Source organism: Moraxella lacunata (assembly GCF_900453205.1).
GTDB lineage: Bacteria > Pseudomonadota > Gammaproteobacteria > Pseudomonadales > Moraxellaceae > Moraxella > Moraxella lacunata_B.
Genome location: NZ_UGQU01000001.1, coordinates 674,491 through 689,451 on the forward strand (window position 1 = coordinate 674,491; position 14,961 = coordinate 689,451).

The following is a 14,961-nucleotide window of genomic DNA, read 5'->3' on the forward strand; positions in this document are numbered from 1 at the left end:
TACCCCACTCTCAACTAAAAATCATCTCAAACTTAAGCGGTGGGTTGCCAAGTTGTTTGTTAATCTCTATGCAAAAACTGTGGGCAAGTAGCTTTCTAGTAAGTCGGTTAGACAGATGCCATAAATCTCTTGCTTTTGTTTGTTGAATGTTAAATCTTTGTGACAGTTGCGAGATGACGGTCTCTATGGTTTTTCTGCTTTTTTTAAGATGGCTTAAAAACCCTTTATCCCTGTCATCGGTCATATTGTCCCTAAGCGGTGTTTGTAAGTCAATGTCAGCTTTGGCAAGTTCGCTTTGCAGATCTTTGGATAAATACCCTTTGTCGCCAAATAACTGACAGATGTGTTGCTTTGATTGGTTTTGTAGGATGTCTGTTAGTTCAAATACCATTTGTCTATCATCAATGTTGGCAGGTGTTAAACCAAAGCCAATCACTTGACCTTGTACACTGGTCAGTAGATGACCTTTAAAGCCAAAATAATGCTCATGTTGACTTGCACAAAACCCAAAACTTGCCACGGATTTAAAGCTTTTGTTTCGTCTTGCTCTACCATAACGACACACAGGCAAGGGAAAACTGTCAATCAGATAAGGGTTGTATTCATTCTGGCTGTGTATGCTGATTGCATTCATCATCTTATCTTTTACCCAAAGCAAATTGGCACAATGTTTGGCAAAATTAGGGTATGAGCCTAATTTGGGAAAGTAGTGAGTGTAATGATTGGTAAAATAAGCCCAAATACCTTTGTCTGTATCAAAACCCAAACACTCACCAACAAGTTCCATAGTGATGACTTCGGCATCGGATAAGGCAGGAGGATAGCCTTTGGTTCTGATAGGCTTAGTTACAATATTTTTATAAAAAGCATCTACCATAAGATAGACACTAATGATAAAATCATCATAAGACATAACTTACTCCCTTTGTTTTGTGGTGAAACTTGGATTGGGCTATGTCTTTTTTTATTTCAAGGGAAAGTTGAGAGTGGGGTATCATTTGTCAATGCAGGTCTTTTATCATCAAATTTTCACACCTAAACTCATCGTCTTATGCCAAAATAGCTTATTTATTTTTACCAAAAACGCCATGACAACTGCCCTTTGGCTTGCCGAAGCCCAATCCAGCCAGCGTGATATGCTGATATCCCTACAACGCATTAAGCAAACGCACGATTTACATATCATCGCAAGCCACCGCCATGACCGCCCTGAAATCCTATCGCTTGCCGATGAAACCATTACCGAACCTAATGATGAAAGCCGTGTGCCATTTGTGGTGGACAGTGCCATAAATAAAGGTGTGTCGGTGCTACTGATAGGACGAAATGGTGTGGATTATGAACCGTATCGCTCACAGCTTGCCCGTCATGGCGTGCGTCTTTTGACAGGGGCGACTTGCGTTGATACCTTACACACCATTGATGATAAATTTACCTTCACCCAGCACTGCTATGCCCACAACATACCTGTGGCAACAGCGTGGCGGTTTGACAGCTTTGATGAGCTGACCGCACTCATTGCCAAACATGGCAACCAAAGACTGTGCATAAAGCCCGCGCAGGGGATTTTTGCCGAAGGGTTTTGGATTTTGGATAATCATCATGGTCAAACCGACCCCTTTTATCATCTGTATCGCACCGAACACAAAAAAATCCACACCGACGAATTTTTGCACGCCTATGCAAATAGCCCCCTCGCCCAAAGCACGCCCATGCTCCTCATGCCTTATCTGTCAGGGGTGGAGTATTCCATCGATGTGGTGTGTGAGCATGGCGAGGTGCTAGGGGCGGTAACTCGCCTCAAGGTCGGCTCGGTGCAATATGTCAGTTATGAGCAGTCTATCATGGACGTGGTCGTCCCGCTCATTCAATCGTTTGGGGCGGACGGTATTGTGAGCGTGCAGACCCGTGCCGATGAACATGGCAATCATAAAGTCCTTGAGATTAACCCCCGTCCGTCAGGGGGCATTGGCTATACGGTGCATGGTGGGCTTGATTTGACTGTACTTGCGATGCTGTATTTTGCAGGGCTGACCGCTCGCCCAAGCCTTGATGACAGTATCCGCCAAATCACGCCTTGTAAGGTAAGACCGCTCATGACGTCAGTTAGGATTGATTGATTGTAAGATTTTTAATTAAGATAGTTTTTACAACATAAACGTAGGGATAAATTACATTCGCCCAATTATCAATTTAAATTAAAATTTTGGGTATTGTTAAACAGCAATACATAAGCTAAAATACCCACATAGTCTATCATAAGCAAAGCAAACACCCAATGAGTCAAATATTCACCCATTGCCCTAAGTGTCAATCACCCTCTTTCGTTAAAGCAGGTTTTAATAATGGTAAGCAACGCTATAAGTGCAAAGACTGCTGTTATTATTTCTCTGTACACAAACATGCCTCACATAAGAGCGATGACATTAAAAAAATGGCAATAGATATGTATCTTGAAGGCTTAGGCTTTCGCTCCATTGGTAGAGTGCTAAGTATTAGTTATGGTACAGTCTATCAATGGGTTAAGCAATTAGGTGAACAACATGAAATCAAGGCAGATGCCGATCAAGTGATAGACACTGTCGAACTTGATGAGATTCACAGTTACACCAAGTTTAAAAAAACTACTGTTGGACGTGGATTGTCATTGACAGAAACACCAAACAAGTCTTAGGCTTTGTGTGTGGTAAGCGAGATAGTAAAACCTTTGAAAGACTGTACAACAACCTAAACCCAAACAACATAAAACTGTTTTGCTCTGACTACTGGAAGTCTTATCAAGAAATCATACCCATACACAAACACCTAACCAGTAAAGCTCAAGCGTTTACCATAGAGGGCTATAACAGTCTGATTAGGCATTTTACCGCAAGGTTTAAACGTAAAACCAAATGCTATTCTAAATGCCAAAAGATGATAGAAAATACACTGAGCTTACTGTTTGTTAAGTGGAGTGGTAGTTTGAGGTGTGTATTTTGATTTAACAATGCCAGATTTTGATAAAAAGCAAATTACGATTCACTCCCACCCTCACACACCCCCACCACATTCCCCACCACAATAATCGCAGGGGCAGGTAGGTTGGCAACTGCTTGTTTTTGCACAATGTTTGAAAGCAATCCTGTTAATACCGCTTGATTTGGCAAACTGGCATTTGAGATGATCGCAATGGGCGTATCCGTGCTAAGTCCGCTTTTGGCAAGGTTCGCCACGACTTTGTCAAGGGCATGCAAACCCATATAAAACACAAGCGTCTCGTCCTTGTGATACACACTTTTTAGACCATCAAACTCGCTGTCCTGATAGCACGCCGTCAAAAACCGCACGCTGGTCGCAAGCCCCCTGTGCGTGAGCGGTATGCCCGCACCGCTCGCCCCTGCAAGGCTTGCCGTAATCCCTGCCACAACCTGATACGGCACGCCGGCAGTACGGCACGCCAACATCTCCTCGCCCCCACGCCCAAACACGAACGGGTCGCCCCCTTTTAGGCGTAGCACACGCTTGCCCTGCTTGGCGTACTGCACGATAAGGGTGTTAATCTCATCTTGGGTTTTGGTGTGATGACTGCGTTTTTTGCCAACAAAAATCTTGTCACTATCGCGCCGACACAACTCCACAATGGCAGGCGAAACAAGGGCATCATACAGCACCACGTCCGCCTGTTGCATAAGTCGCAACGCCTTAAAGGTCAATAAATCAGGGTCGCCTGCCCCTGCTCCCACGATATACACTTCGCCTGTGGTTTTATTGTCATTTTTGATAAAATCATTTAATTCATCAGACAAATTTTTTATGGGTTTATCATTTAAGGCATTGGTAAAAATCTTTTCCCAAAAATGCCGTCTTTGATTAATTGTGTCTAATGATGATTTTACTGCATTTCTAAATTCGCCTGCTCTTTTGGCAATGTCGCCGATATTACTTGGCAAACTGCTTTCTATTTTGGCACGGATAAGGCGAGCTAGCACAGGGGCTTTACCATTTGATGAAATGCCAATGGTAATCGGATCTCTATCCACAATCGCAGGAAAGATAAAATCGCATAACTCTGGCGTATCCACGACATTGATAAACAGCCCAATTTCTTTGGCATTTTGATGAAGGATTTTATTTAAGCCATTATCATCGGTCGCACAAATGACCAATATAATCTCATGCTCATTTTTTATATCGGTTAAATCCTGTTTTTCATAGGATTTTTGAATGATGATATGATTATGATGAATCAAAAATTCTTTAAACTCTTTATCAAAATTTTTGGCAAGCACAACCAATCTTGCCCCTGCATTGGTTAATAACATGGCTTTTCTTTGGGCGACATCTCCGCCCCCAATGATGAGTACGGTTTTTTGATTTAGATTAAAAAATAAAGGCAAGGTATTCATAGTGGCTTTTTGGCTGATTTGACTTTAATTAACAGGGCGAATGTGATTCGCCCCTACACACCCGAATTTTAAAATATATTTTTATTGAACAATACCACATTTTTTTATAATTGCGTATGTAATCCGCATTCACGGTGTGCCAACGCTTTTGTTGGGTCAAAATAATCATCTTCACCATATTCATCAATGGTCGGTAGTCCATTATCTGCTTGATATTGATTTAATTCATCAGCTGATTTATAAAATAGTGGAGCAACTTTTAATACACCGTCTTTGGATAGGCTTAATACGTCCAATGCTGTACGAAATTCGGTTTGGTCTTTACGAATGGCATTAAACCATACATCAGGATTTAACTCCGCCAATGCACGGCGAAACGGTTCTAATTTGACCTGTTCGGTAAATTCGGCATGATAGTCGCTATCCACATCAGGAATACCGTTTATGGTAACGTCCGCCAATGCCACATCACGAAAGGCACGAGTTTGGGCAGGGATATAAGTAACCACATTTAGATTTAATTCTTTAATAAGTTTTTGGGCGTGTTTATAAGTTTGCACGGTATTATATCCACCATCCACAAATAGCACGGTAATATCAGGGCGAATGCTTGACACCAAATGCAAAATAGACGCTTCATAAGGGCGAAAATTGGTGGTAATAATGGGATTTTTGGCAATGGATAACGCCCATTTAACAATCTCTTGGGGTGTTTTGCCAGTGAGTGATGAATTATATTCATCAAGGTTTTGTTCATTCACAAGGGTTTTTGACATGATAGACTCCGATTAATTGAAACAGGTATATCATAAAACTAAATTTTTTATTTGTAATCTTATAAAAATTACTATCGTTAATCGGTTTTGGCATATTAAATTTTGTATTTATTTTAAAAAATAATTTTAATTATAAAAGTAGGGTGCGTAATACGCACCTTTTACATAAAAAACCGTATTGGTGCGTGGTACGCACCTTACCATTTAACTTTTTTAAAATAAAAATAGGGCGTAAAAAATACACCCTATTTATTTTAAGTTTAAAATCTAGCGAAACATCGGCAACGCATTGACCGATTGTCGGCTTTGGGCGGTTTTTAAATCATTTAAGGTTAGTATCAGTGTATCTACTTTATCATCACTCACGATAAAGCCACTTGCCCCTGATTTGACAAAATAACTGGACTGGTCAAGCCCAAATGCACCGCCCACGATTATCATGGTGTGATCATTGATTTTTCGGAGTTGGCGGATTAGACTAAATACTCGTCCGTCTTTAAAATCTTTGACATAAATTAGGATATTTTTTAACGTGTTAATATCCAAGCTTTGTGCCAATTCATTGTCATTATCATCGGCTGTTAAAAACAAATGATAATCCAAATGGCTGTCTTGATAATCCTTTGGCAATATGGCATTTATAACATTTTCTGTATTTGCCAATGTATCGCTTATTGTCAAATCAATACTTTGTGATAATGCCATTTTTTCATCATCGGACATATTGGGGGTATATAAAACTATATCTGATAAATCTTGGCTTGTTACGTCATTTTTTAATACAATCAATTTCATCTTTTTATCCTTTTTAACCATATACCGCTTCTTTAAACGGGGCAATACCTGCTCGTTGCACATAATCGGCAAAAGTCTCTATATCGTCCGCCGTCTCTTGGCGATTGTTTTTATAGACATTGGCAATCGTCAAAATCGTATCCGCCACATCATCAGCCGATACTGCTCGCCCCAATATCTGCCCAAGTCGTGCGTCCGCCCCAGAACTTCCGCCCAGACTAATTTGATACCAATGCTCGCCTTTTTTATCCACACCCAAAATACCAATATCGCCCACATGATGATGAGCACAGGCATTCATACAGCCCGATATATTTAGGCGAATTTGCCCCAAATCATATAAATAATCCAAATCATGAAAGGCATTTTCAATGTTATGAGCGATATTGTGCGTGGTGGCATTGGCAAGCGAACAATAATCAAACCCTGGGCAAACTATCATATCAGTAAGCGTGCCAATATTGGCTCGTGCCAAATTAAGCTCTCTTAGAGCGTGATATAAGTCATATAGGTCGGTGATTTTAACATCGCCCAATACCAAATTTTGCTGATGCGTGGCACGAATCTCGCCTAAGGAATAGTTATCCGCCAAATCGGCAAGTTTATTCATCTGGTAACTTGTCAAATCGCCTGCTGGAATATATTTGTCATTTATCACGCCTGCTTTTAGCGAAATCACAACCGCTTTATAGCCGTTTATTTTATGAATGACGGTATTATGCTCATACCAATTTTTAAAATCTTTATCGGCATTTAATTGTTTTTGTAAAATATCATTTGCCGTTAATGGGTCAATCGTTTCATAATCAGGCTCGCTAAAATAACTTTCTGCCTTTTTAAAATGTTCATCGGTCAATGTCAAATCGCCGTCTTTGGAATATTGCCATTCTGTATCCACTTTTTTGGTAAATTCATCTTTACCCATACTCTCAACCAATATCTTAATACGGGCTTTGTATTTATTATCACGCCGTCCTTCTAAATTATACACCCTTAAAATAGCGTCCAAATAACTTAATAAATGACGGCGTGGCAAAAATTCGTTAATGACTTTACCAATCATCGGTGTCCGCCCAAGTCCACCCCCAACGATAACTTCAAAACCAATCTCGCCATTTTTTTGTACCACATGAAGCCCAATGTCATGTACCTGCGTGGCGGCACGGTCGGCAGTTGTGCCGATGACGGCAATTTTAAATTTGCGTGGCAAATAAGCAAACTCAGGGTGAAAGGTACTCCATTGGCGGATAATCTCGCAGTAGGGGCGTGGGTCGGCAATCTCATCGCCATGAATGCCCGCATAAGGGTCGGTCGTGGTGTTGCGAATGCAGTTGCCCGATGTCTGAATGGCGTGCATTTGGCTGTCCGCCAGTAGCTGTAAGATGTCGGGGACTTCGGGCAATTTGACCCAGTTAAACTGAATGTTGGTGCGAGTGGTAAAATGCCCATAACCCCTATCGTACTCATCGGCAATCTTGGCAAGGGTGCGAAGTTGGTAGCTTGCCAAAAGTCCGTAGGGAATGGCGATACGAAGCATGGGGGCATGGCGTTGGATATAAAGTCCGTTTTGTAGGCGAATGGGCAAAAACTCATCTTCAGGTAGCTCGCCTGCCAAATACCGCTCGGTCTGACGGCGGTACTGGGCGACACGTTCATTGACAAGGGCTTGGTCGGCATAGGAATATTGATACATGGCTGATTCCGTTTGGCTGTTAATGGCGATATGGTAAGAAAAAGTCGTCAAAAAGGGTAATGCAAAAATGGCATATAGATAGGGGGAATTTGCATAGGGTGCATTAGCCCCAACAAAATGCTATAATTTGGCATATCCATTTAAAAGGACAACCCATTATTACCCTAGACCTACCCCCACAAATACAGCATAGCGTTCAAGCATATGCCAATGAACAAGGCGTAAGCGTGCATGATTATATTGTACAAGCCATTCAAAATAGATTGGCAAGCGAACCGACAATGCTGTTTAATATTGATGTGATGAAAGAGCGGTTAAAGGGACTTGAAAATAAAGAAGAAGCGTTAAAAAATAGTGTGCCTGTGCCAACATGGGCGTTGGCGGATTTTGATAGTTTTGAAAAATGGTTAGCCGAAAGAGATGCGTTAAGGACTTCGGTATGAAAGTGCAATTATCTGATTGGCTAGAAGCAAATTTATCCAGTTTTGACAAATCCATTCAGCAAGCAATTTTTGCTTTTATGTTCCATGTTAATACGCACGGCATACAAGGATTAAAAGGACGTAATAAATCATCAATACCACAAAATCCCCATACCAAATAAAGAACGAGAATATGCCAAAATCGCCCAAAAATATTGTCTTTGGCATTATCATTTGGGCGTACCGTATTATATAGAGCAAACCAATGGCGATTTGACCAGTGAATATATTTTGCATTATTGTTATTATGACGATGTCATTATTCTTGTGGATATTGGCACACACCCACCATTTTATTTGCCAAGTTTAGATAAATTAAACGTTTAACCTTTTATGAAAAAATTACTTCAATACAAAATTGCCCGCTTTTTCTTATTTGTCTTAATATGGATAACATTAAGCCAGCTTATCTCGCTTTTTAATAAGCCTGCATTTAGACAGCCAAGCGACTATTTTAATATTTGTGCCACAACAACCACAAAAGACGACAAGCTTTTACCACTTGTTATCCTAAAAGAGTATGAGCAAGCACCCAACGATTACCAATTATGTAAAAGCCCAACCACTTACCGCAGTCAAAATGGTTATTCTCTTAAACTTCATCAAAATCCCGACCAAACTTATTTATTAACAACATGGACGGACAGTCTTGGCGACCCCGTAGAATATCATTATAAACTCATTGATGATAAGGTAGAGCCGATTGCATGGCGATATGGGGGCATGATGTATCTTGTGATGAGTTATTTTTGGGGGCTACTGATGACCTTGATAATTCATCGCATTGGCAAAAGGATGTGGGCGAGAAAAGCTTTGCAAGCACATGCTTGGCAATAGAAATGCCTTTAATAAAAAGCACCCCAAAGGTTAGTGTTTGAGTGGCGAGCTTTGGGGTGCGGTTCACATGGCAGGTTTGGGATTTTTTGACTTATTTTTTCATCACCTTATCAAAAATAAGTCCTGCAATCAGCCCGATAATGGCAAAAGGTAGCCACTCCATCGAATATTCTTTTAAGGGAATGTTCATGCCCGCCACCGATAGCACCGACACAACCGTTACCAAACCAAGGCTGACTCGCTTGGCAAAGACAGGTAAGGGTCTTATGATATTTAGCCCAAGCAAAATCATCGCCGTCATGGTAATCGGATACAGCACAAGTAGCACAGGAATCGACTTACTAATCACCACACTAAGTCCCTGATTGGCAAGCACAAAGCCGATGAGCGTAAAGATGATGACGTAGGCTTTATAGGATAAATTTACTCCGCCAATTTTGGGGAAAGTCTCATGAAAATATTCAGATGCCGACACGGTCAGCCCCACGGTGGTGGTCAGGCACGCCAAAGACGCAATCAGCCCAAGCACCACCCCGCCTGCCGAGCCAAAGCCTAGCACCGCCGATTTATTCAAAATAAACGTGCCGATGTTTTGCCCTTTGTCCGCCACTTGTGTTAGCTCATCTGCCGATAGGGGCAAATGGTTGCCAATCCAGCCAAGCGACAGATAAATGAGTGCCAATGCAGACGTGGCAATGAGTCCTGCCTTGGTGGTCTCGACAAACAAATTGGCACGCTCGCCAAGTTTTTGACTAATGGCACTCATCACAATCACCGAAAACGCCACGGACGCAATCATGTCCATGGTGTTATACCCCTCCAAAAAGCCTACAAAAAACGCCTTACTCTGATAGCCGTCTGTGGCAATGCTAGCAGGATTACCGCCCAGTTTGGCAAAAGACATGACAATCAGAGATAGTACCGTAACAAGCAAAACAGGCGTTAGCACCGAGCCGATACGGTCGACAAGCTTACTTGGATTGATAGACAGCCACAGCGATATGGCATAATAAATCACGGTAAAAATGAGCAAACTTGCCCAATTTGGCGTATCCAAAAATGGCACAACTGCCATCTCATACGCCACCGCCCCTGTGCGTGGAATGACAAAAAACGGAGCAATGGTCAAATAAATCGCCGACAGCAACGCTATCGAAAACCAAGGATGAATCTTGGCAAGGGCGGACTGATAACCGCCGTCATATTTTGAGCCAATCATCAAGCCCACCAACGGCAAGCCCACGCCCGTCAAAATAAAACCCAAAATGGCAGAGATAAAAAATTGCCCACTTTCAAAGCCCAATTTGGGTGGAAAAATCAAATTGCCCGAGCCAAAGAAAAAGGCAAAGAGCATAAAGCCGACTACAAGCGTATTCTTATTCATGATTTACTGATACATTTTATAAAAATGTGCATTGTAACAATATTTTTAAAAATCAAACGTTTTTTGCTCCATTGATAATAAATTTTCATGGGTTAGTCAATTCATCAAACTCATCAAATTCACTGTCCTTTTTAATCTTAATCTCTTGACTGGGCAAGGCGTGTTCTACGTCATATCGTGCCACTTCATTTAACACATCAATCAAAAGCTCGCTTTGTTTTTTCCAAAATACCGTAACATCAGACGCATCAAGATAGCACCGCATTTCAATGACAAAGGCATCTTGGCGTAGCTCGCTTAACCTTACCAGCGTCCACTCATTATTGACATAAACATGATTTTCCAAAAATAACTGCAAGTCATTGATAAGTCTGCCAATTTCATCAGGATTTGCCGTGCGTTTTAGGTACAAAAAATGATAAAAATAAAACATATCCCTAGCATCATAGTTCTCAATCTGCATGGCACTAAACTCGCCATTTGGCACGGTTACAATCGTCCGAGACAGCGTACGGATACGGCTTGAACGAATGCCAATATCAATCACCGTCCCTTCCATCGTCCCAAATCGACAATAATCGCCCACACGCACAGGTCTGTCCGCCACCACCATGACCGAGCCGATGAGATTTTCAATGGTTTTTTGAGCCCCGAACGCAAGGGCAAGACCGCCCACCCCCAAAGCGGCAATCCCTGTCGTCAAATCAAAGCCCAAATTGCCAAAAATGATGATAACCGCCAAAATGAGCATAAAGGCTTTGGCAACCTTCCGAAACAGATTTAAAATAGACACCTGTTCAAGCCGTCTGTGCTTTCGGCTGTTGTCTTCGGCACGCATAAACACCGCATCAATGACACGCAAAGCAAGCCAAGCGGTAGCGAGCCACGCCACCACTTCAATACCCCGAGTTACCGCCGAGCGAAGCGTTACAGGCACCGCCATTTGCACCATCATCTCAGAGAGCATGGACGCCAAAATCACCACCGCCAAAGGCAACAAGGCTTTGGACGGTATGCCAAACGGCTTGCCACGCACCTTAGGGTACAAAAAGGCAAACACGCCCCACCCTGCCCACAGACCACCCCATAGGAGCGATAAGCCAATGGCAATCAAGATGATGAGCGACACCACGTCCGAGATTTTATGCCCCAAAAGCTGTCTGTCACCAAAAAAATCCAGCCCAAAGGCATCGGCAAGCGTGGTGCGGTTTTCGGTCAAATCTTTGGGCAGGTTATCCAGCGTTTCCTTATAAATTTGCCAATAAACCACGTTGTCTTTGTCGGTTTTTCTGATAAGCAATAAATCTATTTTGTCATCATCAACATCAATCGTCCCGACTTTTTCTAGGTTGCTTGGCAATCTGTCCGCCAAATCGCCTTCGCTTTTGTCGCTGATTGACAAATCAGGTTGCAATCGTCCGCCTTTATCAAGGGCAAGTTTTAGGTCGTGGATAACTGTATCAGGCGTTTTTTGCTTTTTTAAAAAGTCAGAATCCAAATACTTTGCTGTCAGCTCCACATCCTTATCCGACAAGGCTTTGACAAAGTTTTGCATGGTACTGCGTGGCGTGTCTCGTCCAAAACTATCCTGGGGTGTGGGCGTTTCGCTCTTTGGGGTGGTGTCGGTCAAGGCGGTATTGGCAAAGCCTGCCACAGGCACGGCAAGGGACAACACCGCTAGGACGATGACAAGGCAGGACTTGATAAAGGATTTGATAAAAACTATCGGACGAAACACAGATGTTGGCACGGTAGGCATAATAAATGTGGTTTTATGAACTGAATTGATAATGAGTTTATTTTTAAAATCGGTTATTTTATCATGTAATATTATCCGCTTGGTCTAAATTTTGTTATTTTGAAATTTATTCTTGTTTTGGTATAATAAGCATACCAAGAGATGTTGCAACTTTTTTAAGTCAGGCTTGGTTTAATGATTTTAATATTGCAAATTAAATAATATACTAACGAACTTGATATTTGCCACAGCTTGTAGGAGCGTGCTGTGTACGCCTATAAAACTGGCATTGTCAAAGGACATGCTCAGCACGTCCCTACATCCACATATCATAAATTGTGGTAATTTTCAAGCCCTTTGGTTATATTTGTATAAGATTGTAGGGGCAAATTGCAATTTGCCCTAAACTTCTTAACTATATTTTAAAAATATTTTAATCATTATAAAACAACGACATCTGCGTTTTTTATTCATCAATTTATTTTTTAAGGAAAACTGTATGAACGCAGTGTCAAATTTTACCGACTACAAAGTCGCCGATATTAGCCTTGCCGAGTTTGGTCGCAAAGAGATTAAACTTGCCGAAACCGAAATGCCTGCTCTGATAGGCATTCGCAAGCGTTATGCTAGCCAAAAGCCCCTAGCAGGGGCGAAGATTGTGGGCTGTATCCACATGACCATTCAAACGGCTGTCTTGATTGAAACGCTGGTGGCACTCGGGGCAGAGGTTCGTTGGACTTCATGCAACATTTTTAGCACCCAAGACCATGCCGCCGCCGCCATTGCCGCTGCTGGCATTCCTGTCTTTGCATGGAAAGGCGAGACCGAAGAAGAGTACGAATGGTGCTTGGAGCAACAAATCCACAAAGACGGCAAACTATGGGATGCCAACCTTATCCTAGATGACGGTGGCGATTTGACTGCACTCATTCACAACAAATACCCACAAATGCTAGACGCCATTCACGGCATTTCCGAAGAAACCACAACAGGCGTACACCGACTTATTGAAATGCTTGGCAAAGGCGAGCTGAAAGTCCCCGCAATCAACGTCAATGACGCTGTTACCAAATCCAAAAATGACAATAAATACGGCTGTCGCCATTCTCTCAATGACGCCATCAAGCGTGGTACGGATATGCTCCTTTCTGGTCGCCGTGCGTTGGTGATTGGTTATGGCGATGTGGGCAAGGGGTCGGCTCAGAGCCTACGCCAAGAAGGCATGATTGTACGTGTGAGCGAGATTGACCCCATTTGTGCCATGCAAGCGTGTATGGACGGCTATGAGCTTGTTTCTCCATTTGTGGGTGGCGAGCAAAATCAAGGGGTTAATACCGCTCTTATGGCGGACACTGACCTTGTCGTTACCACTACAGGCAACTATCATGTGTGCAACGCCGAGATGTTAAAGGCTCTAAAATCCACCGCCGTGGTGTGTAACATTGGGCATTTTGATACCGAGATTGACACCGACTTTATGCGTAAAAATTGGAAATGGGTGGAAGTCAAGCCACAGGTTCATCAAGTGTACCGCTCAAATGATGAGTCGGATTATCTTATCATCCTGTCCGAAGGTCGCCTTGTGAACCTAGGCAACGCCACAGGTCATCCGTCTCGTATCATGGACGGCTCATTTGCCAACCAAGTGCTTGCCCAAATTCATCTGTATCAAGAAAAATTTGCCGACTTGCCAAACGATGAAAAGCAAGGCAAGGTTTATGTCAAAGTCCTACCCAAAAAGCTGGACGAAGAAGTCGCCGCCGCCATGGTCGCAGGCTTTAATGGTGTCATTACCAAACTTACCCAAGAACAAGCGGATTATCTTGGCGTCAATGTGGAAGGTCCTTTTAAGGCAGATGAGTATAAATACTGATTTGTCAAATTAGGCTAAGTGATAAAAGTGGTGTTATGCCACTTTTATCATTTTTAAAGGCATTTTTAAAAGTGGATTGAGCTAAAACTGATTTAAAAAGATTGATTGTAATGCAAATATGCGTTACAATATAAAAAATCATTTTTTAGGTTAAATCAATGGTAACTGCAACTTTAAACATCCGAATTGACGATACAGTAAAAGCCAATGCTTGTGCGGTGCTTGACAGTCTCAACATCAATCAAAGCGATGCGGTACGAATGCTTTTTGAGTACATTGCTCAACACAAAAAAATGCCGATTAAACTTGCGGTGGTTGATGAAGATAGCGATTTAATAGAACTTACCAAACAACGACTCGCCAATCCAGAACCTAGTTTTGAAGTGGATTTGGACACCCTATGAGCGAGCCTATTTTTTATAAAATCCACTTTACCGAAACTTCATTAAAAGAATTCAAAAAATTAGGGGCAACCATTCAAGCCCAATTTAAGAAAAAATTAAAAACCTTGCAATCCAACCCACATATCCCATCCGCCAAATTACATGGTGATTTATCAAATTGCTATAAAATTAAATTACGGTCAGCAGGGTATCGCTTGGTTTATGAAGTAAAAGATGACATTTTAATTATTGTCGTCATCGCAGTAGCGAAACGCCAAACCATTTATGACACCGCCAAAGAGCGACTGCCTATTGACATCGACAATAAGGATAAAGAAAATGACAATTAAACAAACAATAATTTATATTATGCAAAATGCCAATGCCGAATAAAAACAATGGGCAAGCGATGTCATTCTCGGCAAATAAACACTTGAACAAAGGGTTAATCATCAAGATGATTTTTATTTTCCCGTGTTTCATATGGGTAATTTTAATATGCCAAGTCGTGAAAGTCTCTATGATGAAGCATGCGATAGACATTTAAATAACGATTGGGCAAAGTAATGACATAAAAAATGGCAATTCTTTTTTGACGGTCGTTAACCCATTAAT

General features: G+C 41.9%; 15 protein-coding genes. 8 read left to right on the top strand and 7 right to left on the bottom strand.

The window, feature by feature from the left end; all coding sequences use genetic code 11:
- Positions 1-10 precede the first annotated feature (10 nt).
- Positions 11-913: an IS982 family transposase gene (locus tag DX073_RS03220; protein WP_115005464.1), complete on the bottom strand. Its 903-nt coding sequence runs from the start codon at positions 911-913 to the stop codon at positions 11-13.
- Between the two features lie 175 nt (positions 914-1,088).
- Here DX073_RS03220 and DX073_RS03225 point away from each other — a divergent pair, with 175 nt between their 5' ends.
- Both DX073_RS03225 and DX073_RS03230 read left to right on the top strand, forming a co-directional pair.
- Positions 1,089-2,120, top strand: a complete 1,032-nt coding sequence (locus tag DX073_RS03225) for an ATP-grasp domain-containing protein (protein WP_115006363.1) — start codon at positions 1,089-1,091, stop codon at positions 2,118-2,120.
- A 158-nt stretch (positions 2,121-2,278) separates the two neighbouring features.
- Positions 2,279-2,979, top strand: a protein-coding gene (locus tag DX073_RS03230) for an IS1 family transposase (RefSeq protein WP_404932911.1) whose coding sequence is annotated in 2 segments (ribosomal slippage) — positions 2,279-2,624 and positions 2,624-2,979 — 702 coding nt in all. Because the reading frame shifts where the segments join, the coding sequence is not laid out codon by codon here.
- Between the two features lie 32 nt (positions 2,980-3,011).
- Here the strand turns inward: DX073_RS03230 and cysG are convergent.
- From cysG to DX073_RS03250, 4 genes are all read right to left on the bottom strand, one after another.
- Positions 3,012-4,385 carry a siroheme synthase CysG gene (cysG, locus tag DX073_RS03235; protein ID WP_115005466.1) on the bottom strand — a complete coding sequence of 458 codons (1,374 nt, stop codon included), beginning with the start codon at positions 4,383-4,385 and terminating at the stop codon, positions 3,012-3,014.
- A gap of 104 nt (positions 4,386-4,489) precedes the next feature.
- Positions 4,490-5,161 (bottom strand): phosphoadenosine phosphosulfate reductase domain-containing protein, encoded by a 672-nt coding sequence (locus tag DX073_RS03240; protein ID WP_115005514.1) that lies wholly within the window; start codon positions 5,159-5,161, stop codon positions 4,490-4,492.
- A gap of 267 nt (positions 5,162-5,428) precedes the next feature.
- Complete coding sequence (locus DX073_RS03245) at positions 5,429-5,956, bottom strand: DUF934 domain-containing protein (RefSeq protein ID WP_181814359.1); 528 nt, start codon at positions 5,954-5,956, stop codon at positions 5,429-5,431.
- 13 nt (positions 5,957-5,969) lie between these two features.
- Positions 5,970-7,649, bottom strand: coding sequence for a nitrite/sulfite reductase (locus DX073_RS03250; protein ID WP_115005518.1), 1,680 nt, complete (start codon positions 7,647-7,649; stop codon positions 5,970-5,972).
- A 227-nt stretch (positions 7,650-7,876) separates the two neighbouring features.
- Here DX073_RS03250 and DX073_RS03255 point away from each other — a divergent pair, with 227 nt between their 5' ends.
- From DX073_RS03255 to DX073_RS03260, 3 genes are all read left to right on the top strand, one after another.
- The gene (locus tag DX073_RS03255) at positions 7,877-8,092 is read left to right on the top strand and encodes a hypothetical protein (RefSeq protein WP_115005520.1); all 216 of its coding nucleotides are present in this window, start codon (positions 7,877-7,879) and stop codon (positions 8,090-8,092) included.
- Positions 8,089-8,253, top strand: coding sequence for a hypothetical protein (locus tag DX073_RS14245; RefSeq protein ID WP_181814360.1), 165 nt, complete (start codon positions 8,089-8,091; stop codon positions 8,251-8,253). Before DX073_RS03255 ends, DX073_RS14245 begins: the two co-directional genes overlap by 4 nt.
- Positions 8,254-8,464: 211 nt before the next feature.
- Entirely contained in the window at positions 8,465-8,968 is a 504-nt protein-coding gene (locus DX073_RS03260) for a hypothetical protein (protein WP_115005522.1), read from the top strand.
- A 91-nt stretch (positions 8,969-9,059) separates the two neighbouring features.
- Here the strand turns inward: DX073_RS03260 and brnQ are convergent, their stop codons facing one another.
- Positions 9,060-10,352 (bottom strand): branched-chain amino acid transport system II carrier protein, encoded by a 1,293-nt coding sequence (gene brnQ / locus DX073_RS03265; protein WP_115005524.1) that lies wholly within the window; start codon positions 10,350-10,352, stop codon positions 9,060-9,062.
- A gap of 85 nt (positions 10,353-10,437) precedes the next feature.
- Complete coding sequence (locus DX073_RS03270) at positions 10,438-12,111, bottom strand: mechanosensitive ion channel family protein (RefSeq protein ID WP_115005526.1); 1,674 nt, start codon at positions 12,109-12,111, stop codon at positions 10,438-10,440.
- 478 nt (positions 12,112-12,589) lie between these two features.
- On the opposite strand from DX073_RS03270, the gene ahcY reads away from it, so the two are divergent.
- The 3 genes from ahcY (at position 12,590) to DX073_RS03285 (ending at position 14,696) form a co-directional block, all read left to right on the top strand.
- On the top strand, positions 12,590-13,963 hold the full coding sequence (gene ahcY / locus DX073_RS03275) for an adenosylhomocysteinase (RefSeq protein ID WP_115005528.1): 1,374 nt from the start codon (positions 12,590-12,592) through the stop codon (positions 13,961-13,963).
- 158 nt (positions 13,964-14,121) lie between these two features.
- Positions 14,122-14,367: a type II toxin-antitoxin system RelB/DinJ family antitoxin gene (locus DX073_RS03280; protein WP_115005530.1), complete on the top strand. Its 246-nt coding sequence runs from the start codon at positions 14,122-14,124 to the stop codon at positions 14,365-14,367.
- The gene (locus tag DX073_RS03285; RefSeq protein WP_404932912.1) at positions 14,364-14,696 is read left to right on the top strand and encodes a type II toxin-antitoxin system RelE family toxin; all 333 of its coding nucleotides are present in this window, start codon (positions 14,364-14,366) and stop codon (positions 14,694-14,696) included. Before DX073_RS03280 ends, DX073_RS03285 begins: the two co-directional genes overlap by 4 nt.
- The last annotated feature ends 265 nt before the right edge of the window (positions 14,697-14,961 follow it).